The sequence below is a fragment of the Streptomyces sp. NPDC006314 genome (assembly GCF_040613075.1).
Taxonomy (GTDB): domain Bacteria; phylum Actinomycetota; class Actinomycetes; order Streptomycetales; family Streptomycetaceae; genus Streptomyces.
Genome location: NZ_JBEXRL010000001.1, coordinates 649,626 through 674,512, shown reverse-complemented (window position 1 = coordinate 674,512; position 24,887 = coordinate 649,626). Strand labels below are relative to the sequence as shown.

The 24,887-nt window shown below is 71.3% G+C and carries 21 protein-coding genes and 1 tRNA gene; 13 read left to right on the top strand and 9 right to left on the bottom strand.

Going from position 1 to position 24,887, the window contains the following annotated elements:
• Nucleotides 1-108: 108 nt before the first annotated feature.
• The 5 genes from ABZ079_RS03000 to ABZ079_RS02980 form a co-directional block, all read right to left on the bottom strand.
• Nucleotides 109-759 carry a hypothetical protein gene (locus ABZ079_RS03000; protein ID WP_356937605.1) on the bottom strand — a complete coding sequence of 217 codons (651 nt, stop codon included), beginning with the start codon at nt 757-759 and terminating at the stop codon, nt 109-111.
• Nucleotides 760-905: 146 nt separating this feature from the next.
• Nucleotides 906-1,739, bottom strand: a complete 834-nt coding sequence (locus ABZ079_RS02995; protein WP_356937604.1) for an S-methyl-5'-thioadenosine phosphorylase — start codon at nt 1,737-1,739, stop codon at nt 906-908.
• A gap of 99 nt (nt 1,740-1,838) precedes the next feature.
• Nucleotides 1,839-2,150: an FmdB family zinc ribbon protein gene (locus ABZ079_RS02990; RefSeq protein WP_356937603.1), complete on the bottom strand. Its 312-nt coding sequence runs from the start codon at nt 2,148-2,150 to the stop codon at nt 1,839-1,841.
• Between the two features lie 67 nt (nt 2,151-2,217).
• Entirely contained in the window at nt 2,218-3,513 is a 1,296-nt protein-coding gene (locus ABZ079_RS02985; protein ID WP_356937602.1) for an MFS transporter, read from the bottom strand.
• Nucleotides 3,514-3,846: 333 nt separating this feature from the next.
• Nucleotides 3,847-5,352 carry a potassium/proton antiporter gene (locus tag ABZ079_RS02980; protein ID WP_356937659.1) on the bottom strand — a complete coding sequence of 502 codons (1,506 nt, stop codon included), beginning with the start codon at nt 5,350-5,352 and terminating at the stop codon, nt 3,847-3,849.
• 201 nt (nt 5,353-5,553) lie between these two features.
• On the opposite strand from ABZ079_RS02980, the gene ABZ079_RS02975 reads away from it, so the two are divergent.
• Complete coding sequence (locus ABZ079_RS02975; RefSeq protein WP_356937601.1) at nt 5,554-8,328, top strand: penicillin acylase family protein; 2,775 nt, start codon at nt 5,554-5,556, stop codon at nt 8,326-8,328.
• Between the two features lie 180 nt (nt 8,329-8,508).
• On the opposite strand, the gene ABZ079_RS02970 is transcribed toward ABZ079_RS02975, so the two are convergent.
• Nucleotides 8,509-9,129 carry a 5-formyltetrahydrofolate cyclo-ligase gene (locus ABZ079_RS02970; RefSeq protein WP_356937600.1) on the bottom strand — a complete coding sequence of 207 codons (621 nt, stop codon included), beginning with the start codon at nt 9,127-9,129 and terminating at the stop codon, nt 8,509-8,511.
• A 94-nt stretch (nt 9,130-9,223) separates the two neighbouring features.
• On the opposite strand from ABZ079_RS02970, the gene galU reads away from it, so the two are divergent.
• The 7 genes from galU to ABZ079_RS02935 all read left to right on the top strand — a co-directional run bounded on the left by galU (nt 9,224) and on the right by ABZ079_RS02935 (nt 14,815).
• Nucleotides 9,224-10,135 (top strand): UTP--glucose-1-phosphate uridylyltransferase GalU, encoded by a 912-nt coding sequence (galU, locus tag ABZ079_RS02965; protein ID WP_356937599.1) that lies wholly within the window; start codon nt 9,224-9,226, stop codon nt 10,133-10,135.
• A complete protein-coding gene (gene glp, locus ABZ079_RS02960) occupies nt 10,132-11,454 on the top strand; it encodes a gephyrin-like molybdotransferase Glp (protein WP_356937598.1) in 1,323 nt (440 codons plus the stop codon). Before galU ends, glp begins: the two co-directional genes overlap by 4 nt.
• Before the next feature lie 123 nt (nt 11,455-11,577).
• The gene (gene moaC, locus ABZ079_RS02955; protein WP_356937597.1) at nt 11,578-12,090 is read left to right on the top strand and encodes a cyclic pyranopterin monophosphate synthase MoaC; all 513 of its coding nucleotides are present in this window, start codon (nt 11,578-11,580) and stop codon (nt 12,088-12,090) included.
• Nucleotides 12,087-12,587, top strand: coding sequence for a MogA/MoaB family molybdenum cofactor biosynthesis protein (locus tag ABZ079_RS02950; protein ID WP_356937596.1), 501 nt, complete (start codon nt 12,087-12,089; stop codon nt 12,585-12,587). The genes moaC and ABZ079_RS02950 overlap by 4 nt, the downstream gene beginning before the upstream one ends.
• Nucleotides 12,588-12,607: 20 nt before the next feature.
• Nucleotides 12,608-13,237 (top strand): GNAT family protein, encoded by a 630-nt coding sequence (locus tag ABZ079_RS02945; protein WP_356937595.1) that lies wholly within the window; start codon nt 12,608-12,610, stop codon nt 13,235-13,237.
• A 184-nt stretch (nt 13,238-13,421) separates the two neighbouring features.
• Complete coding sequence (gene glpR / locus ABZ079_RS02940) at nt 13,422-14,648, top strand: gephyrin-like molybdotransferase receptor GlpR (protein WP_356937594.1); 1,227 nt, start codon at nt 13,422-13,424, stop codon at nt 14,646-14,648.
• A gap of 93 nt (nt 14,649-14,741) precedes the next feature.
• Nucleotides 14,742-14,815, top strand: a tRNA-Ala gene (locus tag ABZ079_RS02935).
• Between the two features lie 49 nt (nt 14,816-14,864).
• Here ABZ079_RS02935 and ABZ079_RS02930 read toward each other — a convergent pair.
• A complete protein-coding gene (locus ABZ079_RS02930; protein WP_356937593.1) occupies nt 14,865-15,341 on the bottom strand; it encodes a GNAT family N-acetyltransferase in 477 nt (158 codons plus the stop codon).
• Between the two features lie 78 nt (nt 15,342-15,419).
• On the opposite strand from ABZ079_RS02930, the gene ABZ079_RS02925 reads away from it, so the two are divergent.
• The gene (locus ABZ079_RS02925) at nt 15,420-16,223 is read left to right on the top strand and encodes an exodeoxyribonuclease III (protein ID WP_356937592.1); all 804 of its coding nucleotides are present in this window, start codon (nt 15,420-15,422) and stop codon (nt 16,221-16,223) included.
• Nucleotides 16,224-16,248: 25 nt separating this feature from the next.
• Here ABZ079_RS02925 and ABZ079_RS02920 read toward each other — a convergent pair whose 3' ends face one another.
• On the bottom strand, nt 16,249-16,971 hold the full coding sequence (locus ABZ079_RS02920) for a MerR family transcriptional regulator (protein ID WP_356937658.1): 723 nt from the start codon (nt 16,969-16,971) through the stop codon (nt 16,249-16,251).
• A 176-nt stretch (nt 16,972-17,147) separates the two neighbouring features.
• Between ABZ079_RS02920 and ABZ079_RS02915 the strand changes: the two genes are divergently transcribed.
• From ABZ079_RS02915 to ABZ079_RS02900, 4 genes are all read left to right on the top strand, one after another.
• The gene (locus ABZ079_RS02915; protein WP_356937591.1) at nt 17,148-18,689 is read left to right on the top strand and encodes an NAD(P)/FAD-dependent oxidoreductase; all 1,542 of its coding nucleotides are present in this window, start codon (nt 17,148-17,150) and stop codon (nt 18,687-18,689) included.
• Nucleotides 18,686-19,639 (top strand): alpha/beta hydrolase, encoded by a 954-nt coding sequence (locus tag ABZ079_RS02910; protein WP_356937590.1) that lies wholly within the window; start codon nt 18,686-18,688, stop codon nt 19,637-19,639. Before ABZ079_RS02915 ends, ABZ079_RS02910 begins: the two co-directional genes overlap by 4 nt.
• Nucleotides 19,636-20,520 (top strand): SDR family oxidoreductase, encoded by an 885-nt coding sequence (locus ABZ079_RS02905; RefSeq protein ID WP_356937589.1) that lies wholly within the window; start codon nt 19,636-19,638, stop codon nt 20,518-20,520. The genes ABZ079_RS02910 and ABZ079_RS02905 overlap by 4 nt, the downstream gene beginning before the upstream one ends.
• Nucleotides 20,521-20,613: 93 nt before the next feature.
• Nucleotides 20,614-20,907: a hypothetical protein gene (locus tag ABZ079_RS02900; RefSeq protein WP_356937588.1), complete on the top strand. Its 294-nt coding sequence runs from the start codon at nt 20,614-20,616 to the stop codon at nt 20,905-20,907.
• Nucleotides 20,908-21,025: 118 nt separating this feature from the next.
• Here ABZ079_RS02900 and ABZ079_RS02895 read toward each other — a convergent pair whose 3' ends face one another.
• Complete coding sequence (locus tag ABZ079_RS02895) at nt 21,026-24,748, bottom strand: S41 family peptidase (protein WP_356937587.1); 3,723 nt, start codon at nt 24,746-24,748, stop codon at nt 21,026-21,028.
• Between the last annotated feature and the right edge of the window lie 139 nt (nt 24,749-24,887).

Below are 24,887 nucleotides of genomic sequence, written 5' to 3'. Positions count from 1 at the left end.
TGGAACCAAACGCTCCGCAACCTACGGCACGGTACGGCCACTGTGTCCAGTCCCGTGACTTGATCGAGGGCCTTGACAGCAAGCGGCCGAGGAAATTCAGGAGCCGGTTCAGCACAGCGTCACCGCCAGTCGCGCCGTGGCGCTCGCGCCGACCAGTCGTGCCGCGGTGGCGCGCGGCACGGACAGTACGACCAATGCCCCGCTCTCGGCAGCGCCTTCCAAAGGCTCCGGCAGCTTCGTCACCCGCACGCCGCGCGCGAGCACCCGCGCTCCGCCCCCGGCCGACGGATCCTCCGCGGCGATGACGTCGACGCGGTCACCGGCCCGCAGGAGCCGGACCGTGGCGGCGTCGGCGATCCGCACCGGCGCCGTCACCACGTCCACCGCGGTGGGCCGGTGCACGGGGCCCGCGACCGGGCGCCCGCGGGCCCGCTCCGCCCGGTGGGGTTCCGTCGCGGTTCGCGGTCCCGCGGCCACCAGCGCGGCGGCCGTCACCGCGAGGCCGGCCGCGATGGCCCGCCTGCGCTGCCGTACGAGCCGTTGCAGCTGATACCGGCCGCCGCGCACACGTACTGGAGGGAACTGCGCTACCTCGCACGTCGCGGGGGCATCCGTGCCCAGCGGCCGCGGAAGACGGAGGGGAGGCGGGAACGGGGAACGGGCGGGCGGGCGAGAAGGCGGAGAAAGGGGAGAAAGAGGAGAAACAGAAGAAGGGGAACAAAGGGAGTGAGGGGTCGGGGACGACGAGGGTGAAGGCATGGGAATCACCGCCTGCGACGAGGAATTCGGCTTGCGATGCCACGATGACGCCTTGCGCCCGGTCCCGTCGGAGCCGGTGGACCACGGAAGGATTGTGGACAACTCGCTCACCCGAAGGGGGAATCCCGGGGCCGTCCCCAGGTGGGCTACGGCAGCGCGAACCCCGGGTCCATACCGCCGAGCGCGTTCACGCACAGGCAGTCCCGCGCCCCGTTCTCCGGCAGTGCCGCCACCGCGTCGAACAGCACTCCGCGCATCCGGTCCACGTTGGCCGCGAACACGCGCAGCACCTCCTCGTGGGAGACGCCCTCGCCGGTCTCGGCGCCCGCGTCCAGGTCGGTGACCAGGGCCAGCGACGTGTAGCACAGCTCCAGCTCCCGGGCGAGCGCCGCCTCTGGGTGGCCGGTCATGCCCACGACCGACCAGCCCTGCGCCTGGTGCCACAACGATTCGGCACGGGTCGAGAAGCGCGGCCCCTCGACGACGACCAGCGTGCCGCCGTCCACCGGTTCCCAGGCCCGCCCGCGCGCCGCCTTCAACGCGGCGGCCCGCCCCGCGGGGCAGTAGGGGTCGGCCACGGATACGTGCACGACGTTCGGCACGGTGCCGTCGGGCAGCGGCAGCCCGTCGAAGTACGTCTGCACCCTGGACTTCGTACGGTCGACCAGCTGGTCGGGTACCAGTAGCGTGCCGGGGCCGTACTCGGGCCGCAGCCCGCCCACCGCGCACGGCCCGAGGACCTGGCGGACTCCGACCGAGCGCAGGGCCCACAGGTTGGCGCGGTAGTTGATGCGGTGCGGCGGCAGATGGTGGCCGCGGCCGTGCCGGGGCAGGAAGGCGACCCGCCGGCCGGCGATCTCACCGAGGAAGAGGGAGTCACTGGGCGACCCGTAGGGAGTGTCCACCTCGACCTCGGTCACGTCGTCGAGGAACGAGTAGAAGCCCGAGCCGCCGATTACGCCGATCTCTGCGTTCGCCATGACCAGCACATTAGCTGGCCGCGAGGGCGCGGGGGAGCCGGTGCGGGACATACCGAGGACCCTGCCGTCCTACGACGGCAGGGTCCCGGGTGAGAGACCTCAGGCGGCGGAGCTGCTGGTGGAGCTGGACGAGGACGCCGACGAGGACGTCGTCGACGACGGCTTCGTGTCCGACGACGGCTTCGTGTCCGACGACGAGCTCGACTTCGAGGCGGGGCTGCTGCTCGACGTGGAACCGCGCGAGTCGTTGCGGTAGAAGCCGGAGCCCTTGAAGACGATGCCGACCGCGGAGAACACCTTCTTCAGGCGGCCACCGCAGCCGGGGCACTCGGTCAGGGCGTCGTCGGTGAACTTCTGCACCGCCTCGAGGCCCTCGCCGCACTCGGTGCACTGGTACTGGTAGGTCGGCACTGTCTTCCTCCTGGCACTCTCACTCAATGAGTGCTAACGACGGTCCATAGTGACGCATTCCCGGGGATCAGTCCACCGTGACCGGCACGCGGTGACCGACGCCACGTGCGACGGTACGGTTCCCGCGCTGAACGACCAGGAGAGACCGCAGTGCCACCAGGGTCGCCAGTGCGAGCACCGTGCCGGCCATGGGCACCAGGAATCCCGCGCCGTCCCACAGCCGGTCCTCCAGCTGTCCGGCGACGGTGACGGCGGCCGCCTGGCCGAGCGCGACAGCGCCGGTCAGCCAGGTGAAGGCCTCGGTCCGGGCACCGGCCGGGACCAGGCCGTCGACCAGCGTGTAGCCGGTGATCAGCGCCGGTGCGATGCACATGCCGACCAGGAGGCCGAGGCCGGCGAGCAGCAGCACCGAATGCGCCGTCCACAGGGCGGACGCGGTCAGCGCGAGCGCCGTGTAGCCGATGACCAGGCGCCGCTGGGGGGCAGCCTTCCAGGCGATGGCGCCGCAGGCGATGCCCGAGAGCATGTTGCCGGCGGCGAAGACGCCGTACAGGACGCCGTTCAGGCCGGGCTCGCCGATCGACTCGGTGAACGCCGCCAGCGACACCTGCATGCCGCCGAAGACGGACCCGATGCCCAGGAACGTCACGACCAGCACGCGCACGCCCGGGACGCGCAGGGCGGAGCCGTGCTGCACGCGCGCGTGCCCGCTCTCACCGCTCACCGGGGGCTGCGTGCCCTTCTGCGCGGCGAACAGCAGGCCGCCGACGAGGGTCAGCGCGGCCTCCGTGACGAGGCCCGCCGCAGGTGTCACGGCGGTGCTCAGCGCGGTCGCCAGCAGCGGGCCGAAGACGAACGTCAGCTCGTCCGTGACCGACTCGAACGCCGCCGCGGTGGTCATCAGGGGCGAGCCCTGCAGCTTCACGCCCCAGCGCGCACGCACCATCGGGCCGACCTGCGGCACCGAGGCACCGGTCGGGACGGCCGCCAGGAACAGCGCCCACAGGGGGGCGTGCGCCAGCGCGAGCGCCGTCAGGGAGAGCCCCGCAACCGTGTGCACCAGGACGCCGGGGACCAGCACGGCGCGCTGGCCGTAGCGGTCGGCGAGCCGGCCGCTGTACGGCGCGAACAGCGCCATGGAGACACCGGTGGCGGCCGCGGCGGCGCCCGCGGCGCCGTACGAACCGGTGGTGTGCTGCACAAGCAGCACGATGGAGATCGTGAGCATCGCGAACGGCTGACGCGCCGCGAAGCCGGGGAGCAGGAACGTCCAGGCGCCGCGGGTGCGCAGCAATTGGCCGTATCCCGGGCGGGACGACGCCGGCGAGTTCTCCGCCGGCTCGGTGGTGACCGTGGACGCCACGGCCCGTGCCTTTCTTCGGCCTGGTAGCGCGCCCGTGCGGGGGCGCCGAGAGCTGTCCTCTTGCGCGGAACTGCGGTAGATACCGGTGCCACTGCGGAGGGCGTTCCGGCCGCCATACGGTCGCGCCAGCTCTGCATCAGGCAGAGTTGGTTCGATCTGGGGTGCCTTCATACTACAGGGATCAAGGACGGGGCCCCTGTGAAAACGAGCACTGCCGGGCCCGTTCACCTGTGATTGGCGCTGGTGTGAATCGCCCGATACGCCCCCGTAACGCGCACACCGGGCCGCTGGCCACCCGGTTGCGAGCAGAGGCCGGCGGCCGGGGCGCCGGGCTCAGCGCCCCCTGCCCGCCCCGTCGGTACCCAGCCACCCTGCCAGCTTGCCGCCGTGGGCCACCGCGCGCAGGCGCCGTTCCGCCGCGTCGCGGACCGGGTCCGTGGCGACGACCAGCAGCTCGTCCCCCCGCCGCAGCACTGTCGTGGGCAGCGGAGCGAACGATTTTCCTTCGCGCACGACGAGGGTGACGGCGGAGCCCGGCGGCAGCCGCAGCTCGTTGACCTCCACGCCGTGCATCCGGGAGCCGTGGGGGATCGAGATGGACAGCAGGTGCCCGCGCAGCCGCTCCAGAGGCGCCGACTCGATGCCCAGGTCGGACGCCTCGCCCTCCTCGCCCAGGCGCAGCTTGCGCGCCAGCCAGGGCAGCGTCGGCCCCTGGACCAGGGTGTACACGACGACCAGTACGAAGACGATGTTGAAGATGCGGCGGCTGCCGGCGACGCCGTTCACCATCGGGATGGTCGCCAGGATGATGGGCACGGCGCCGCGCAGGCCCGCCCACGACATCAGGGTCTGTTCCTGCCACGGCACGCGGAACGGCGCCAGGCTGAGGACCACGCTCAGCGGCCGGGCCACCATCGTCAGGACCAAGCCGATGAGCAGGGCGGGCCAGACGTCGTCACCCAGCTCGTGCGGGGTGACCAGCAGGCCGAGCACGACGAACATGCCGATCTGGGCGATCCAGCCGAGCCCCTCGGCGAAGCCGCGCGTGGCGGGCCAGTGGGGCAGCCTGGCGTTGCCGAGCACCATCGAGGCCAGGTAGACGGCCAGGAAGCCGCTGCCGTGCGCCAGGGCGCCGGCGGCGTACGCCGTGACGGCGATGGCCATCACGGCGATCGGGTAGAGGCCCGAGGCGGGCAGGGCCACGTGCCTGAGTCCCCAGGAGCCGAACCAGCCCACCGCCAGCCCGATGGCCGCGCCGATGCCCAGCTCCAGGGCTATCTCGGCCAGCAGCGCGTACCAGTGCTCGACCGGGCCGGCCATCGAGAAGGCGACGACCAGGATGACCACCGGGGCGTCGTTGAAACCGGACTCCGCCTCCAGCGTGCCCGTCACGCGCGCGGGGAGGGGAATCCTCCGGAGCACGGAGAAGACCGCCGCCGCGTCCGTGGACGACACCACCGCGCCGATGATGAGCGCCTGCCGCCACTCCAGCCCGACCAGGTAGTGCGCGCCCGCCGCCGTGATACCCACGCTGACCGCGACTCCCACCGTCGCCAGGACGGAGGCGGAGGACAGGACCGGCCGGATCTCCTTCCACTTCGTGCCCAGGCCACCCTCGGCGAGGATCACGACCAGGGCCGCGTATCCCATGACCTGGGTCACTTCGGCGCTGTTGAAGTGGATGCCGCCGATGCCGTCCTGGCCCATGAGGACGCCGATCCCCAGGTAGACGAGCAGGCTGGGGAGCCCGCTGCGGGAGGAGATCCGGACGGCCGCGACAGCGACGAGCAGGACGACCGAGCAGACGAGCAAGAGCTGGTTGAGGTGGTGAACAGTCAGCGGCGGTTCCTCCCCTAAGCTCTCCGGTTACTTCGCTACCTTACTAACTCTTGACTCTTTCTTGACGCTTGCCCAGGCAAGATCGAACGTCCGTCCGCGCCTGGACCCGACTCCGCGTCATGTGCGATCGAGCCCTGCGCCTATGGTTGCTCCAGCACTCCAGTACCGCCTGCCGCTCGCGTTAGGACAGCAAGGACAGCGATGCCCCCCAACACCACCGCCACAACGGGTGACACCGCCACCACGGGTGCCACGTCCGTCAAGTCCGGCAGGAAGAAGGGGCGCAAAGCCCGATTGCTCGTGCTGGTGCTGGTTCTGGCCCTCATCGGAGGCATCGCCTACGGGGCGTACTGGTCGATCAGCACCGTCCGCGCCTCCTTCCCGCAGACCACGGGGTCGATCACGCTCGACGGCCTGTCGGGGCCGGTCGACGTGAAGCGGGACGGCTACGGAATCCCGCAGATCTACGCCTCCTCCGACGAGGACCTGTTCATGGCCCAGGGCTACGTCCAGGCACAGGACCGGTTCTACGAGATGGACGTGCGCCGTCACATGACCTCCGGGCGCCTGTCGGAGATGTTCGGCAAGGGCCAGGTCGAGAACGACGAGTTCTTGCGCACCCTCGGCTGGGACCGGATCGCGAAGGAGGAGTACGACACCAAGCTGTCGGCCTCCACGAAGAAGTACCTCCAGGCGTACGCCAAGGGGGTCAACGCCTATCTCCAGGGCAAGGACGGCGAGGACATCTCCCTGGAGTACGCGGCCCTGGGCTTCACCAACGACTACAAGCCGGGGAAGTGGACCCCGGTCGACTCCGTCTCCTGGCTGAAGGCCATGGCCTGGGACCTGCGCGGCAACATGCAGGACGAGATCGACCGCGCCCTGATGACCAGCCGTCTCGGCCCGCAGCAGATCCAGGACCTGTATCCGCGGTACCCCTACAGCCGCAACAAGCCGATCGTGCAGGAAGGCCGGTACGACGAGCTGACCAGGGCCTTCCAGCAGAACGGTGGCACAGGGGCTTCTCAGGGCACGACGGGCACGACGGGCTCCTCCACCCCGGGCACGACCGGACCGGCCCTCACGAGCCAGCTCGCGGGCCTCTACAAGGTCCTCGACAACGTCCCCACGGCCGTCGGAGTGAACGGCCAGGGCATCGGCTCCAACTCCTGGGTGGTCGCCGGGAAGCACACCATCACCAAGAAACCCCTGATCGCCAACGATCCGCACCTGTCGCCGTCGCTGCCCTCCGTCTGGTACCAGATGGGCCTGCACTGCCGGACCGTCTCCGACAAGTGCCAGTACGACGTCACCGGCTACACCTTCGCCGGTATGCCCGGTGTGATCATCGGGCACAACGCGAAGATCGCCTGGGGCATGACCAACTCCGGGGTCGACGTCACCGACCTTTACCTGGAGAAGGTGACCGGCAACGGCTACCTGTACGACGGCAAGGTCCGGCCGTTCAAGACCCGCGAGGAGACCATCAAGGTCGCCGGCGGCGCGTCCAAGTCCATCGTCGTCCGCCAGACCCAGGACGGGATGCCGCTGCTGTCCGACCGCGACGACGAACTCGTCCAGGTGGGCAGGAAGGCGGCCGTCAACACCGCCGCACCCGACCGCGGTGACGGCTACGGCATCGCCCTGAGGTGGACCGCCCTCGACCCGGGCACCTCCATGGACGCCGTGTTCGCCCTCGGCAAGGCCGCGAACTGGAGCGACTTCCGCGCGGCGGCGGCCCTGTTCGACGTGCCCTCGCAGAACCTCGTCTACGCCGACACCCAGCACATCGGCTACACCCTGCCCGGCAAGATCCCCACGCGCTCCACCTCGGACGACGGCTCCATCCCGGCGCCGGGCTGGGACTCGAAGTACCGCTGGACCGGCTTCATCAAGAAGGACCAGCTGCCCTACGAGTACGACCCCGAGCGCGGCTACATCGTCACCGCCAACCAGGCCGTGGTCGACAAGGACGAGTACCCCTACGCACTCACCACCGACTGGGGCTACGGCGCCCGCAGCCAGCGCATCACCGATCTGATCGAGTCCAAGATCAAGGACGGCGGCAAGATCTCCACCGAGGACATGCGGCAGATGCAGCTGGACAACAGCAGCGAGATCGCCAAGCTCCTCGTGCCCAAGCTGCTGAAGCTCAACCTCGACGACCCGGACGTGCGCCAGGCGCAGAAGCTGCTGGAAGGCTGGGACTACACCCAGGAGGCCGACTCCGCCGCCGCCGCGTACTTCAACGCCGTCTGGCGCAACATCCTCAAGCTCGCCTTCGGCAACAAGCTCCCCAAGGAGCTGCGCGTCAAGGGACAGTGCCTGTGGGTCGACAAGATCGACAACACCGGCCCGCTGGACGACGACGGCAAGGTCCGCGAGTGCGGCCAGCGTGACGCCGACCAGGCGCAGCCGGACGGCGGCGACCGCTGGTTCGAGGTCGTGCGCACCCTGATGGACAAGCCCGACAGCGACTGGTGGAAGACGCCCAAGCCGGGCACCCGCACCCCCGCGAACAACCGCGACCAGCTCCTCGCCCGCGCCATGATCGACGCCCGCTGGGAGCTGACCGCCAAGCTCGGCAAGGACATCGACACCTGGAACTGGGGCCGGCTGCACCGCCTGTTCCTGAAGAACCAGACGCTCGGCACCGAGGGCCCCAAGGTCCTGCAGTACGTGCTGAACCGCGGCCCCTGGAAGCTCAGCGGCGGCGAGGCCAGCGTGAACGCGAGCGGCTGGAACGCCGCGGGCGGCTACAACGTCGTCTGGGTGCCGTCCATGCGGATGGTCGTCAACCTCGCCGACCTCGACAAGTCCAAGTGGATCAACCTGACCGGCGCCTCCGGACACGCGTACAACGCGCACTACACGGACCAGACGGGCAAGTGGGCCAAGGGCGAGCTGCTGCCCTGGTCGTTCTCGGACAAGGCGGTCGACAGGAGCACGAGCGACACGCTCGTCCTCGAGCCCTGAGCCGCTGAGGTACGCCACCGCAAACGGCCCTCCACGCGCGCGTGGAGGGCCGTTTGCGGGTAGGGGCGGGGAGAACGCGGTGCGTGCCCTGCGCCCGGTCAGGCGCTCGCGAACCGGCGCGTGCCGGAGGGCCGTTTGCGGGTAGGGGCGGGGAGAACGCGGTGCGTGCCCTGCGCCCGGTCAGGCGCTCGCGAACCGGCGCGTGCCGGAGGGCGTCACCACCGCGTGCACCGGCTTGTCGTGCGCCTCCACCGGGACGTGCGCGACCACCTCCGTGTCGTACAGCAGCACCACGAGCCGGGGACGTGCTCCCATGTGCTCCAGACGGGCCAGCACGCGGTCGTACGAGCCTCCGCCGCGTCCCAGGCGCATTCCGCGTGTGTCCACCGCGAGCCCCGGCAGCAGGACGACGTCCGCGTCCGCCACGGCGTCCGGACCGAGGCGCAAGCCGGAGGGCTCGAACAGCGCCATCTTCCCCCCGTGTTGGACCCGCGCGAGGGAGCCCGGGCCGGTGTACTCGCCCCAGTCCAGGTCGTTGTCGGGCAGGAGCGCGGGGAGCAGGACGCGCACGCCTCGCGCGCGCAGGGCGTCCAGCAGCGCGAGCGTGCCGGGCTCGCCCCCCACGGAGACGTACGCCGCCACCGTGCGAGCACGCGCCAGCTCGGGCAGCTCCAGGCTGCGCTCCGCCAGCGCGCGGCTCGCCGCGCGGACGTCATCGTCCGTCAGCCTGTTCCTCGCCGCGAGGAACTCCTGCCGCACCCTTCGCTTGTCAGGCTCGCCCGTCCGTCCGACGTGTTCCACCGGTCGTTCCCGCCCCTTTCTCAATGCAGTCCTCTAAGGGTCGACCAACCGGAGCCACAGATTCCCATCAAACGCACCGGATAAGGTTGCGGGCATGACTCAGTCGCACCCCAGGATCAGCAAGGCTGTCATTCCCGCAGCAGGCCTAGGCACCCGGTTCCTGCCGGCCACCAAGGCCACTCCCAAGGAGATGCTGCCGGTCGTTGACAAGCCGGCGATCCAGTACGTGGTCGAGGAGGCCGTGTCGGCGGGGCTCGACGACGTGCTCATGATCACAGGACGCAACAAGCGTCCCCTCGAGGACCACTTCGACCGCAACTACGAGCTCGAGTCGGCCCTGCAGAAGAAGGGCGACGCCGGGCGGCTCGCGAAGGTGCAGGAGTCCAGCGACCTGGCGACCATGCACTACGTGCGCCAGGGCGACCCCAGAGGCCTCGGTCACGCGGTGCTGTGCGCCGCTCCGCACGTCGGGCACGAGCCCTTCGCCGTCCTCCTCGGTGACGACCTGATCGATCCCCGCGATCCGCTGCTCCAGCGCATGATCGAGGTCCAGGAGCAGCATGGCGGCAGCGTGATCGCGCTCATGGAGGTCGCGCCCGAGCAGATCCACCTGTACGGCTGCGCGGCCGTGGAGAGCACCGCCGACGGTGACGTCGTGAAGGTGACCGGCCTGGTGGAGAAGCCGGACTCGGCGGACGCCCCGTCGAACTACGCGATCATCGGCCGTTACGTACTCGACCCGCACATCTTCGACATACTGCGCAAGACCGAACCCGGTCGCGGCGGCGAGATCCAGCTCACCGACGCGCTCCAGCAGCTCGCCCAGGACGAGAAGGTCGGCGGCCCGGTGCACGGCGTCGTCTTCAAGGGCCGCCGGTATGACACCGGGGACCGCGGCGACTACCTGCGTGCCATTGTCAGACTCGCGTGCGAACGTGAAGACCTGGGCCCGGACTTCCGGACCTGGCTTCGCAGTTACGTAGCCGAGGAGATGCAGCAGTCTTGAGCAGCGCCGCGACCCGCCCTGCCGACCCGGACCGCCTGTGGTCGGTGGACGAGCATCTGGAGGACATCCTCTCGACCGTCCGTCCCCTCGAGCCGATCGAGCTGCAACTCCTCGATGCCCAGGGCTGCGTCCTGGTCGAGGACGTCATGGTGCCGGTGTCGCTGCCACCGTTCGACAACAGCTCCATGGACGGGTACGCGGTGCGGGTCGCGGACGTCGCGGGCGCCGGCGAGGAGTTCCCGGCCGTCCTGGAGGTCGTCGGGGACGTCGCGGCGGGCGCGGCGGACCCGGTGCGGGTCGGCCCCGGCCAGGCCGCCCGCATCATGACCGGCGCCCCGCTGCCGCCGGGTGCCGAGGCCGTCGTGCCCGTCGAGTGGACCGACGGCGGGCTCGGTGAGGGCCCGGTGAGCGGCATGCGGGCGCGCAGCCTGGCCCCCGAGGGCGCACAGGGGCAGGTGCGCGTGCACCGCCCGGCCGAGGCACGCGCGCACGTGCGCGCCAAGGGCAGCGACGTGCGGGCCGGCGACCTGGCCCTGAAGGCCGGGACGATCCTCGGACCGCCGCAGATCGCGCTGCTCGCCGCGATCGGCCGCGGCACGGTACGCGTGCGTCCGCGTCCGCGCGTGGTCGTCCTGTCCACGGGCAGCGAACTCGTCCAGCCCGGGGAGGATCTGGCCACCGGCCAGATCTACGACTCCAACAGTTTCGCCCTCACCGCCGCCGCGCGCGACGCCGGCGCCATCGCCTACCGGGTGGGCGCCGTCGCCGATGACGCCGAGACCCTCCGCTCCACCATCGAGGACCAGCTCATCCGTGCCGATCTGCTGGTGACCACCGGCGGGGTGAGCGTCGGCGCGTACGACGTCGTCAAGGAGGCGCTGGCGTACGTCGGCGACGAGGACGAGGCGGGAGGCGGCGTCGAGTTCCGCACGCTCGCCATGCAGCCCGGCAAACCCCAGGGCTTCGGTTCCATCGGCCCCGACCACACGCCGCTGCTGGCCCTGCCCGGCAATCCCGTGTCGTCGTACGTCTCCTTCGAGCTGTTCGTCCACCCCGCCATCCGCGCCCTGATGGGCCTCAGGGACCTCCACCGCCCGCGCGCGCGGGCCACCCTGAAGACGGACAAGGTGCTCCGCTCGCCCATGGGGCGGCGCCAGTTCCTGCGTGGCGCGTACACCGACGGCGAGGTGACCCCCGTCGGCGGCGCGGGCTCCCACCTGATCGCCGCGCTGGCGCACGCCGACGCGCTGATCGTCGTCCCCGAGGACGTGGAATCCGTCGAGCCCGGCACCGAGGTGGAGGTCGTGCTGCTCGGCTGACGGGCCCGGCCCGTCCACAGGGCATCCTGGTCCGGTGCGCGCGCCGGCTTGGCGGTACCGTGTCGCGCACAACAGGCCCGTGCACCGCACTGCGACGGGCCCGGACCGGGAGCGCCACACACCATGACTGTGCCTTCCCGGGGGGAGACCCCCGGACCCTCTGTGCAGAACCGGCTGACGCACATCGACGAGGCGGGCGCGGCCCGCATGGTCGACGTGTCCGGGAAGGACGTGACCGCGCGCACCGCCCGCGCCAGCGGCCGCGTCCTCGTCTCACCCCGCGTGGTCGAGCTGCTGCGCGGGGAGGGGGTGCCCAAGGGTGACGCCCTCGCCACCGCGCGTATCGCGGGCATCATGGGCGCCAAGCGGACCCCGGACCTGATCCCCCTGTGCCACCCGTTGTCGGTGTCGGGTGTGACACTGGATCTGTCGGTCGCGGACGACGCCGTGGAGATCCAGGCCACCGTGAAGACGACGGATCGCACGGGCGTCGAGATGGAGGCCCTCACCGCGGTGACGGTCGCCGCGCTCACCGTGATCGACATGGTCAAGGCGGTCGACAAGGGAGCGGTCATCACGGACGTGCGGGTGGAGGAGAAGACGGGCGGCAAGTCGGGCGACTGGAGCCGGGCATGACCTACCGTGCTCTGGTGGTCACCGCCTCCAACAGGGCTGCCGCGGGTGTCTACGAGGACAAGGGCGGTCCCCTGGTCGCCGACGGTCTGAGGAGCTTCGGATTCGCCGTCGACGGGCCCCGGGTCGTCCCCGACGGGGACCCCGTGGAGGCGGCGCTGCGCGCGGGCGTCGAGGCCGGGTACGACGCCATCGTCACCACCGGTGGCACCGGCATCTCGCCCACCGACCGCACGCCCGAGGCGACCCGCGCGGTGATCGATCGCGAGGTGCCGGGCATCGCCGAGGCCATCCGTGCCTTCGGACGGGAGAAGGTGCCGACCGCCGCGCTCTCCCGTGGCCTGGCCGGCGTGGCGGGGCGGACCCTGGTCGTCAATCTGCCCGGCTCCGCGGGCGGGGTGAAGGACGGCCTCGCCGTGCTCGAGCCGCTGCTGGTCCACGCCGTCGACCAGATCCGCGGTGGCGACCACCCCAGACCCGGTAGCGGGGGTGCGAGCTGAACAGCTCCTCCTGGCCCGTCGTGCTGGGGGACGGCGATGTCGTCCTCCGGCCGATAAAGCTGCGCGACCAGCGGGCCTGGCGCGAGGTGAACCGGCGCAACCGGGACTGGCTGCGCCCCTGGGAGGCGACCATCCCGCCGCCCACGCCGAGCGGACCGATCGCGCACCGGCCGACCTATCGGCAGATGGTCCGGCATCTGCGCGCCGAGGCCGGCGCGGGCCGGATGCTGCCGTTCGTCATCGAGTACCAGGGGCGGCTGGTCGGGCAGTTGACGGTCGCCGGTATCACCTGGGGATCCATGTGCTCGGGGCATGTCGGCTACTGGGTGGACGAGGCGGTGGCCGGTCGCGGGGTGATGCCGACGGCCGTCGCGCTCGTGGTGGACCACTGTTTCCGCACCGTCGGGCTGCACCGCATAGAGGTCTGCATTCGCCCCGAGAACCGGCCGAGCCGCCGGGTCGTGGAGAAACTCGGATTCCGCCAGGAGGGGCTCCGACCGCGTTATCTGCACATCGACGGAGCCTGGCGCGACCATCTGGTCTACGCGCTCACCGAGGAAGAGGTGCCCGACGGGTTGCTCGCGCGCTGGCAGCGGGCCCGCTCTCGCGAGGCGCAGCGTCCGCAGAACGCGCCGGGGAATCCGGCCTAGCCCGGAATTGAATGTTTGTTCGAAATTGATCGGCCGACGATCGCCTCAGGGCATTGAATTTCACCACCTTGGCGGCCCGCTGATCGCATCGGTCGCAAAAAAAGCTGGAAATATCAGCCAGATCGTGCGACACACCGGCCCAATTGGCAGATGGCCTCATGCAAACCCCTCTACGGTGTGAGGCGTGAGCAGCAGCGGCCTCATCTACGCAGTCATTGTCGGGGCCTGGGCCGCCTACTTGGTGCCGATGTGGCTCCGTAGGCAGGACGAGCTGAACGAGGCCCGTCCGACGGAACGCTTCAGCACCGCCATCCGGCTGCTGTCCGGACGGGCGGGCATGGAGCGTCGATACGCCAAGGACCTGCGGGCGCGCTCCGCCCAGGAGGGGGAGCCGGACGCCGGCGATCCGGACGCCGTCACCGACACGGTGGACGTCCGGGCCTTCGTCGTGCCTCCGACCCGCCGTCAGGTCCGTGCGGCGGACGCCGGGCCCGAGGCGTCCTTGGAACCGGCGCACGACCAGGACGCCGCCCCGGTGCCCAAGTCCGCCCCGGTGCCCGGGCACTCCTCCGACGCACCCGCGCATCCATGCGGGTCCGTACCCGCGCAGAGGCACGTGCCCGCCGCGCGGCGTACGCCCTCGGCGCAGGCGGCCGCAGCGCGCGCCCAGCGCTCGAAGGTGCTCGCGCGCCGTCGGCGCACCACCGTGATGCTCTTCTTCGCCTTCACCCTCGGCGCGATCGTCGCCGCCGTCGGCGGGCTCGCCTTCCTGTGGGCGCCCGGTGTACCCGCAGTGCTGCTCAGCGCGTACATCGCCTACCTGCGCGCCCAGGAACGCCGCCGCTTCGCCTACCAGATGGACCGCCAGCGCGCGGAGGTCGCGGCCCAGCGCCTGCGTGAGCGCCAGCCGCGTCGGCGCGCGCCCCTCGACTCGGGACCCGGTGCGGACGAACCGGAGGAGGGACCGGACACCGGCACGGACACCGGTCTTTCCGCGCTCGCCGCGGACCGGCGCGCCCTCGTCGAGCAGACCGACCACGCCGAGTGGGTCGACCAGCAGCGCGAGCGGCAGCGGCGGCCCGGTCATGGAGACAGCTGGGACCCGGTGCCGGTGCCGCTGCCGACGTATGTGACCGCGCCGGTCGCGCCGCGTGCCACCTCCGATGTGGATCTGGGGGCTCCGGACACGTGGAGTTCGGCGCGTTCCAGCTCCGTCGCGCCGGAACAGGAGGCGGGCCACGCGCCGGAGGCGGAGGGGGACGAGGGAGAGCCCGCGTCCGGGGACAAGGCGGCGGACGGCCGCGGCGACGCGCGCCGCGCGGCCTCGGCGCGCCGAGCGCGCGAGCGCGGTCGCACCCCGCTCTTCGACCAGTACGAGGACGGCGACCGCCCGCGCGCGGCCAACGAGTGACGGCTGTCACGCAACGGGAAGCCCGCCCCTGACCAGTCCGGGAACGGATTTCCAAGCACCCGGATGGGGATGCTAGAGTTTCACTCGTTGCAAGGGCCTGTGGCGCAGTCCGGTAGCGCACCTCGTTCGCATCGAGGGGGCCAGGGGTTCAAATCCCCTCAGGTCCACGCATCGTGAAGCCCCGATCGGCAGAAGCCGATCGGGGCTTCATCGCGTCTACAGTCGCTTGGCGAAGCAGCGGCTCTCCTCGTAGTGGCGGTAGTAGCCGAACTTGGTGCACGGTTCGTAACCGCTGGACGCGTACAGGGCGATGGCCTCCGGCTGCTTGGTGCCGGTCTCCAGGACCATGCGGATGCGGCCGGCCATGCGGGCGTCCTCCTCCAGGGCCGCGAGCATGCGGCGCGCGAGGCCCCGGCCGCGCATCTCCTGGATCACGTACATGCGCTTGAGCTCGGCGTCGCCGTCCTCGTTGCCTTCGTCGTTGCGGTCCTGGCCGCGCCAGCCGCCGGTGGCGACCGGGCGGTCGTACTCGTCGTACGCGATCAGGTACACGCCCCGGGGCGGGTGGAAGTCCGCGGGGTCGAGGGCCGTGGCGTCGCCGCCGTCGCCGTAGCGCTGGTGGTACTCGGCCTGGACCTCGTCGTTGAGCTTGAGGGCGTCGGGGTGATCGAAGCGAACGGGGCGTATATTCATGCTGGGCATCGTACTTCTATGCAGGCGATGGGTCTGGGGCTTTGAGGACTCCGACCAGTGTGCCGGTATCGTGCCCGGGTGCTGACAGTGACCTCGGTGAACGTGAACGGGCTGCGGGCCGCCGCCAAGAAGGGCTTCGTGGAGTGGCTCGCCCAGACCTCCGCGGACGTCGTCTGTCTCCAGGAGGTGCGCGCCGAGCCGCACCAGCTGCCCCAGGATGTCCGGCAGCCCGACGGCTGGCACGTCGTGCACGCCCCGGCCGCCGCCAAGGGGCGCGCCGGCGTCTCCCTCTACACGCGGCGCGAGCCCGACCGGGTCCGGACCGGGTTCGGCTCGGCCGAGTTCGACGGCAGCGGGCGTTACGTCGAGGCCGACCTGCCCGGCGTCACGGTCGCCTCCCTCTATCTGCCCTCGGGCGAGGTCGGCACCGAGCGGCAGGACGAGAAGGTCCGTTTCATGGGTGAGTTCCTCGCCCACCTGAAGGAACTGCGCGAGCGGGCCGCCGCCGACGGGCGCGAGGTGGTCGTCTGCGGTGACTGGAACATCGCCCACCAGCAGGCCGACCTCAAGAACTGGCGCGGCAACACCAAGAACTCCGGCTTCCTGCCCGAGGAGCGGGAATGGCTCGGCCAGGTGTTCGCCGCCGAGGCGGGCGGCTACGTCGACGTCGTCCGTGCCCTGCACCCCGAGGTCGAGGGGCCGTACACCTGGTGGTCGTACCGCGGGCGGGCCTTCGACAACGACTCGGGATGGCGCATCGACTACCACGTCGCCACGCCCGGCCTGGCCCGCAGGGCCGTCAAGGGCTTCGTCGAGCGGGCGGCCACGCACGCCGAGCGCTGGTCCGACCACGCGCCGGTGACCGTCGTCTACGACCTGTAGGCGCACCGGGCGTCCTCAGCCGCCCTCAGCCGCCCTTGCCCTTCTCCATGCCCATGTCCATGCCCATGCCCATGCCCATGCCCATGCCCATGTCCATGCCCATGTCCATGTCCATGCCCATGTCCATGTTCTCGTCCTTGGTCAGGCGGCGGTCCAGGGCTAGGGAGAGTTCCGCCTCGACCACGCTGCGCGCGAGCGGACGCAGGCGGGGCAGATCCTCCGCGGGAGCATGGCGCAGGATCAGGTCGGCGAAGAGTTCGGCCAGGGCGTCGGCGTGTTCGCGGACGCGGGCGCCGGCCGTCAGCACCTCGGCGAGCGGGATGCCCTCGCGGACCAGCGCGGAGGAGACGTCCAGCAGGCGGCGGCTGATGTGGACGATCTCGTCGCCGTCGGTGCCGACATAGCCGAGGTCCATGGCGGCGGCGAGGTTCTCGGGTGTGACCTCGCCCTCGAAGCGGGCGGCGAGTTCCTCGGGGGTGAGACGGACCGGTTCCTCCTCGGTGGGAGTACCGACGCCCAGGACGTCGGCGACGTCGCGCCCGTGGTCGAAGGCCTCGGCCAGTTCCGCGATGCCGGTCAGCGTGTGGCCGCGCTCCAGCAGGGCGGCGATGGTGCGCAGGCGCGCCAGGTGGTGATCGTCGTACCAGGCGATACGGCCTTCGCGCCGGGGTGGCGGGAGCAGCTTGCGCTCGCGGTAGAAGCGCAGCGTGCGCACGGTGATGCCGGCCAGACGGGCCAGCTCCTCCATGCGGTACTCGCGCCTGGCTCCCGGGTGTTCTGCGTCCTCTGCCACGCCCGCAGCCTATGTTGTACCGCCGGTAACTTCCCTCCCTCGACCCCTACCGCTCGGTACTGAGCTGCTCTACAGTCCCATTGCGCCAGTATCCACTGGCAGGGTCCAAGGCGATGCGTGGAGGCTTCGGGATGGCCGAGCACGAACATGTACGGGTGGCGGTGATCGGATCCGGGTTCGGCGGGCTGGGGGCCGCCGTGCGGCTGCGCCGCGAGGGGATCACCGACTTCGTCGTCCTGGAGCGGGCGGACGGTGTCGGCGGCACGTGGCGGGACAACAGTTACCCCGGGTGCGCCTGCGACGTCCCCTCCCACCTGTACTCCTTCTCCTTCGCGCCCAACCCGGAGTGGCCGCGCACCTTCTCCGGGCAGCGGCACATCCGCGCCTACCTGGAGCACGTCACCGACCTCTTCGGCCTGCGTCCGCACATCCGCTTCGACTCCGAGGTCAAGCTGATGAGCTGGGACGCCGAGAACCTGCGCTGGCACATCGAGACCGCGCGCGGGTCCCTGACCGCCGACGTCGTCGTCTCCGCGACGGGGCCGCTGTCCGACCCGAAGATTCCCGAGATCCCGGGGCTCGAGTCCTTCCCCGGCAAGGTGTTCCACTCCGCGCGCTGGGACCACGACTACGACCTGCGCGGCAAGCGCGTCGCCATGGTCGGTACCGGCGCCTCCGCCATCCAGATCGTGCCCGCCGTCCAGCCGCAGGTCGGCCGCCTCACCCTCTTCCAGCGCACCCCGCCATGGGTGTTGCCCCGCGTCGACCGCGCCATCAGCGGCGCCGAGCGGTGGCTGCACCGGTCGGTGCCCTTCACCAGCCGGCTCAGGCGCGGACTGCTGTGGGGCATCCGGGAACTGCAGGTGCACGCGTTCACCAAGCGCCCCGACGAACTCGGCCTCGTCGAACAGCTCGCCAAGCGCAACATGGCCCGTGCCATCAAGGACCCGGCGCTGCGCGCCAAGCTCACCCCCGGATACCGCATCGGCTGCAAGCGGATCCTGCTGTCCAGCGAGTACTACCCGGCGCTCGCCCGGCCCAACGTGGACGTCGTCGCGAGCGGGCTCAGCGAGATCCGCGGGTCCACGCTCGTCGCGGCCGACGGCACCGAGACGGAGGTCGACGCGATCATCTTCGGCACGGGCTTCCACGTCACGGACATGCCGATCGCCGAGCGGGTGGTCGGCGCGGAGGGCATCACGCTCGCGGAGTCCTGGAAGAACGGCATGCGGGCGCTGCGCGGCGCCGCGGCCGCCGGCTTCCCGAACTGGATGACGATCATCGGGCCCAACACCGGCCTCGGGAACTCCTCCATGATCCTCATGATCGAGTCCCAGCTGAACTACATGGCCGACTACCTGCGCCAGCTCGACGTCCTCGGCGGCCGCGCCGCCCTCGACGCCCGGTCCGCCGCCGTCAAGGCCTGGAACCACGAGGTCCAGGAACGCATGAGGCGCACCGTGTGGAACACCGGCGGCTGCACCAGCTGGTACCTGGACGCGAGCGGCCGCAACACCACCATCTGGCCCGGTACGACGACCGAGTTCCGGCGCGCGACCCGGCGGGTGGACCTGGGGGAGTACGAGGTCATCCGTCAGTCCCCGGAGAAGCAGAGGGGTACAGCCGCGAAAGAGGCCGCGGTCGCCGAGAAGCAGAGCGAGGGTGCCGTATGAGCCGGGTCGCCGCCGTGTCCTCCGGCCCGTACGCCCCGCCCGTCCCGTCCCGCGAACTCACCGTCGTCTCCGCCGACGGCGCGCGTTTGCACGTCGAGGTGCACGGGCCCGAGAACGCGCCCCCCATCGTCCTCTCCCACGGCTGGACCTGCTCGACCGCCTTCTGGGCGGCGCAGATACGGGACCTGGCGACCGACCACCGGGTGATCACCTACGACCAGAGGGGGCACGGGCGCAGTCCCTCGAGCCCGGCGTGCACCACCCATGCGCTGGCGGACGATCTCGAAGCGGTACTCGCTCAGACGCTCGCCCGTGGGGAGAAGGCCCTGATCGTCGGCCACTCCATGGGCGGCATGACCGTCATGGCCGCCGCCACGCGCCCCCGGTTCCGCGAACACGCCGCCGCCGTCCTGCTGTGCAGCACCGGCAGTTCGCGGCTGGTCGCGGAGGCGCGCGTGGTGCCGCTGCGCGCCGGACGGGTGCGCACCTGGATCACCGGACGCGTCCTCGGTTCGCGTGCCCCCCTGGGGCCGGTCACGCCGGTCGCGAAGAGCATCCTCAAGTACGCCACCATGGGCGCCGGTTCCGCCCCGCACATGGTGGAGGCGTGCGCGCGGATCGTGCACGCCTGCCCGCGCGCCGTGCGCCACGCCTGGGCCGCCGTACTCGAAGCACTCGATCTCGACCACGGCGTACGGGAGTTGCACGCGCCCACCGCGGTGGTGCACGGCGCGTCCGACCGGCTCACGCCTCCCGTGCACGCCCGTGCGCTGGTCGCCGCCCTGCCGAACTGCGTCGGCCTCACCGAGCTGCCCGGCGTCGGCCACATGACCCCGATCGAGGCTCCCGAGCCGGTGATCCGCAGAATCCGGGAACTCACCATCACCTACGTCACGGGGTCCAGCCCCCAGCACGGTTCCACCCCCGCGCAGACCAAGGAGGGCGCATGAGCAGGGTCGGCCTCGAGGGGCAGGTCGCGGTCGTCACCGGAGCGGCGCGCGGCGTCGGTGAGCTGCTGGCGCGCAAGCTCTCCGCGCGCGGTGCGAAGGTGGCACTGGTCGGGCTGGAGGAGGAGGCGCTCAAGGAGGTCTCCGCGCGGCTGCACAGTGAGAGCGCCCACTGGTACGCCGACGTCACCGACCACGAGGCGATGAGCCGGGTGGCGCAGGAGGTGAAGGCGCGGTTCGGGAAGGTCGACATCGTGGTCGCCAACGCCGGTGTGGCGACGGGCGGTCCGTTCGCCGACTCCGATCCGCAGGCCTGGCGGCGCGTGATCGAGGTGAACCTGATCGGTTCGGCGGTGACCGCCCGCGCGTTCCTGCCGGTGCTCGTCGAGAGCCGCGGTTATCTGCTTCAGATCGCCTCGCTCGCCGCGATCACCCCGGCGCCGATGATGACGGCGTACTGCGCCTCCAAGTCGGGCGTGGAGGCGTACGCGCACAGTCTGCGCGCCGAGGTCGGCTACCAGGGCGTGCGCGTCGGTGTCGCGTACCTGTCCTGGACCGACACCGACATGGTGCGCGGCGCCGACCAGGACGACGTCATGCGTGAACTGCGGCAACGGCTGCCGTGGCCGTCGAACAAGACGTACCCGCTGGGACCCGCGGTGGACCGGATCGTCGCCGGGATCGAGCGGCGCTCGGCGCACGTGTACGGACAGTGGTGGTTGCGCGGCATGCAGGGCCTGCGCGGGTACCTCCCGGCGCTCATCGGAACGGTCGGCCAGCGCGAGATGAAGCGGTTCGCGCCCCGCCTGCAGGGGATGCGTTCCGGACTCGTCGGCGCAGGTGGGGAGGCCGACGAGGCGGCACGGGCTACGCAGCGTAACTGATCGACATGCACTCCGTGTTCGCCCGTGTGAATCTGGTCGAGGCCCCACCAAGGGGTCAATCCCCACCCTCACTCACCACAGGAGTGAACCCACATGGGTATGAAGGACCAGTTCCAGGACAAGGCCAACGAGTGGCAGGACCAGGCCAAGGACAAGCTCGGTCAGGCGCGTGAGCGTGCCGGCCAGCGTGGCGAGCAGCCGCAGCGTGGTGGCCAGCAGCAGCCGCAGCGCGGCCAGCAGCCCCAGCGTGGTCAGCAGCCGCAGCGAGGCCAGCAGCCGCAGCGTGGTCAGCAGCCGCAGTCCGAGCGTGGTCGCCAGAACATGCGCGACATCGAGGACACGGAGCAGGAGATGGACGACCGCTTCGACCGGGACTACGACGCCTAGTCGCTGCGCCCGGCTTCGGCCGGACTACGTGGGGCGCCCTTCTTGCTGGAGGGTGCCCTGCGTTCTTTGGTGGGGTGGTGCGGGTGCGCCGTCGGGTGCGGCTGGGTCTTCCGCCCCCTCACTGCCGTGGCGGGAGCTTGGGGCGGGAGCGGTCGGGGACGTCGCTGTGGTCGGGGGGGATCGCCGCCGGGGTGGTTTCCAGGAGATCCAGAGCGAGTTGGACGGCGTCGTCGAGTTGGGCGTGGCGGCCCTCCGCCCAGTCGAGGGGGGTACGCATGATCTCCAGATCGGGGGCGACGCCGTGGTTCTCCACGGACCAGCCGTAGGCGTCGAACCAGGCCGCGTTCATGGGCACGGTGATGACCGTGCCGTCGCCCAGGCGGTGGCGGCCGGTCATGCCGACCACGCCGCCCCAGGTGCGCTGGCCGACGACCGGGCCGAGCTTCAGCAGCTTGAAAGCCGCGGTGATCATGTCGCCGTCCGAGGAAGTCGCTTCGTCGGCGAGGGCGACCACCGGGCCCCGCGGCGCGTTGGAGGTGTACGACACCGGTTGCGCGTCCCTCGTCAGATCCCAGCCGAGGATCGTGCGGGTCAGCTTCTCGATGACGAGTTCGCTGATGTGCCCGCCCGCGTTGCCGCGCACGTCCACGATCAGCGCGGGCCGGGACACCTCCATGCGCAGATCACGGTTGAACTGGGCCCAGCCGGAGCCGCCCATGTCGGGGATGTGCAGATAGCCGCACCTGCCCCCGCTCAACTCCCGCACCACCCCACGGCGTTTGGCCACCCAGTCCTGGTAGCGCAGGGGGCGCTCGTCGATGAGCGGGACGACGGCGACGCGCCGGGCGCGCCCGGCCCCGCCCTCCGCCGGCGTGAACGTCAGCTCCACGGTCGTACCGCCCGAACCGGCGAGCAGGGGGTAGGGGCCGGTGACCGGGTCGACCGGGCGGCCGTCGACGTGGGTGAGGACCGCGCCCTCGCGGATGCCCGTACCGGCCAGCGGTGAACGGGCCTTGGAGTCGGAGGAGTCACCGGGCAGGATGCGCTTGAGCGTCCAGCCGCCGTCGCGGTGGACGAAGTTGGCACCGAGCAGGCCCTGCCAGCGCTGGTAGTGGGGCGGGCCCTCATTGCGGCGGGCGGCGGTGACGTAGGCGTGGGAGGTGCCCAGTTCGCCCAGGACTTCGCGGAGCAGGTCGGCGAACTCGTCGGGGGAGGAGATCCGTTCGACCAGCGGCCGGTACTGGGCGAGCACCGCGTCCCAGTCGATGCCGCACATGCCCGGGTCCCAGAAGTACGCGCGGATGAGGCGCCCGGCCTCCTCATAGGCCTGGCGCCACTCCGCGGGCGGGTCGACCACGTGCAGGATGCGACGCAGGTCGATCCAGACGGTCGTGTCCCCGTCGCCGATCTCGGTCGAGGGCACGGCCCGCAGGTCGCCCTCGTCGACGACGACCAGCCGGGTGCCGTCGCCGCTGACCCCGAACCAGTCGAGGTGGCCGACGAGTTCGGACTTCTTGGCCTTGCTGATGTTGAAGTACTCGAGGGTCGGCCGGCCGGTGGTGTCGTCCGGGCTGGCGAAGGTCTCGCCGAGCGCGCCGGAGATCGGCCAGCGGAGCCAGACCAGTCCACCGCCCGCGACCGGGCACAGCGCGGAGTACTTGGAGGCGATGACCGGGAACGGCGTGACCCTGCTCTCCAGGCCCTCCACCTCGACGGTCACCGCGCCGCCCTCGCCGGTCTCCTCGTCCTCGAGCGGATCGAGCCCGCCGGCCGCGGGGCGGCCCTCGGGGTTCAGGGCGAAGGGGGAGGGGGTCGCCGAGGAGAGCGGGACGAGATAGGGGCGGCAGCCGAGCGGGAAGGACAGGTCGCCGGTGTGGACGTCGTACACCGGGTCGAAGCCACGCCAGGAGAGGAACGCCAGGTAGCGGCCGTCGCGGGTGAACACGGGGTTCTCGTCCTCGAAGCGGCCGTTCGTCACGTCGATGATCAGCCGGTCCTTGATGCGGGCCAGCTTGATCTGACGCAGGGAGCGGCCGATGCCCGGGTGGGACCAGGTGAGCCAGGAGCCGTCGGGTGAGAAGGCGAGGTCACGGACGGGGCCGTTGACGGAGCGGATCAACTCCGTCACGGCACCACCCGAACCGCCTGGAACCGGCCCCACGGGGCCACTCGAGCCCGCCGAGCTGTTGGTACCGGAGCCGCTGGAGGCCGCCGTGCCATTGGCGCCGGAGTCGCCCGCGCCGCCGAGGCCCGCCTTGCCCTCGTCGCCGGAGTCCCCGCTGCCCGCCGAGCTGGTGGCGCCGGAGCTGCCGGCGCCCGTCGAGCCCGCCGAGCCGCCCGGGCCGCCCGGGCTCGCCTCGCCCTCGCCGCTGCCCGTCGAACCATTGGCGCCGGAGTCGCCGCTGCCCGCCGTGCCATTGGCGCCCGAGCCGCCCTCGCCCGCCGAGCCGCCCGGGCCGGTTGAGCCGCCCGGGCCCGCAAGGCCCGCCCTGCCCTCGTCGCCGGAGTCGCCGGTGCCCGTCGAGCCGTCCGAGCCGTTGGTGACCTCAGCGTCGCCGGAGCCCTCCACGCCGCCCCCGCCCCGGACGTCCTCGACATCCCTGACGGCGTCTTCCACCCCGCCACCGGAGTCCTCCGTCGCGTCGATCAGCAGCAGCCGTCCGTCGTGCGAGGCGATGGCGAGGCGCTCGCCGAGCGGGTCGGCGACCATCTCCAGGACCCGACCCAGATCGCCGGAGGCCAGCCTGTGCGGCGCGCGGTCGCCGGTCGCGCGGGGCAGCTGGGCGATCTCGACGGCGTCCTCGCCCTCGGCGTCCGTCACGTACGCGATCTGCCCGGTCGAGCCCAGCATCTCCGGCAGCCGCACCCGCACGCCGGGCGTGTCGGTGATCGTACGGGCCGGACCGTCGCGGTGGGTGAGCCAGTACAGGCTGCCGCGTACGACGACGGCGCTGGCCCGGCCGGTCTCGTCCACGGAGATGCTGTCCACGTTCTGCGCGGCCGGCACCTGGTACCTGCGGCGGCCGGTGGCCGGTCCGGCGAGCCGGATGTCGAGCCTGCGCGGTACGCCGGCCGGTGAGAAGTCGTCCACCAGCCACAGGTCGCCCGCGCACTGGTAGACCACGCGGGTGCCGTCGGTGGAGGCGTGCCGGGCGTAGAAGGCGTCGTGGTCGGTGTGGCGGCGCAGGCCGGTGCCGTCGTAGGCGCAGGAGTAGAGGTTGCCCACGCCCTCGTGGTCGGAGAGGAAGGCGATCCGGCCGCCGACGAACATGGGGCAGGCCAGATGGCCGTCGATGTCGGGCAGGAGGCGCTGCCCGTGCAGCCAGAGGCGGCCCATCGCGCCGCCCCGGTAGCGCTTCCAGGCGGCCGGTTCGTGCGGCGGGGTGCCGGTGAGCAGCAGGGTCTTGCGCTCACCGTCGAGGTCGGCGACCTGGATGTCGGCGACCGGGCCCCAGGGCAGGCGACCGCCCGGGTCGCCGTCGGTGGCGACCTTGTAGGCCCACGTGAAGTACGAGAAGGGCTGTCCGTGGGAGGCCACGGCCAGGATGTCGCTCTCCGGGGTCCACCCGCAGACCTGCGTGTCGGCACTGCCCCAGTACGTCAGCTGCCGCGCGGGCCCGCCGTCGACGCCGACGAGGTGGATCTCGGGGACGAGGCTGCGCCAGGTGGTGTAGGCGATCTGGCTGCCGTCGGGCGAGAAGCGGGGGTGCCCTGCCTTCGTACGGTCCGCCGTGAGCCGCCAGGCGCGGCCCGGGGCGTCGAGGGGGGCCAGCCAGAGGTCGTCCTCGGCCACGAAGCACAGCAGGTCGCCGTTGAGGTGGGGAAGGCGCAGATAGCTCACTCTCCCATGCTTTTCCTGGCAAAGAGCCCCAGCAACTTATGAGCTGCACAACCGGCCGATCCCTTATGGAAAACCGACAGGCGTGACCCAGCACACGTACGAAACGGTTTCGTTTCGTACGCTCGAGGGGTATCTTCAG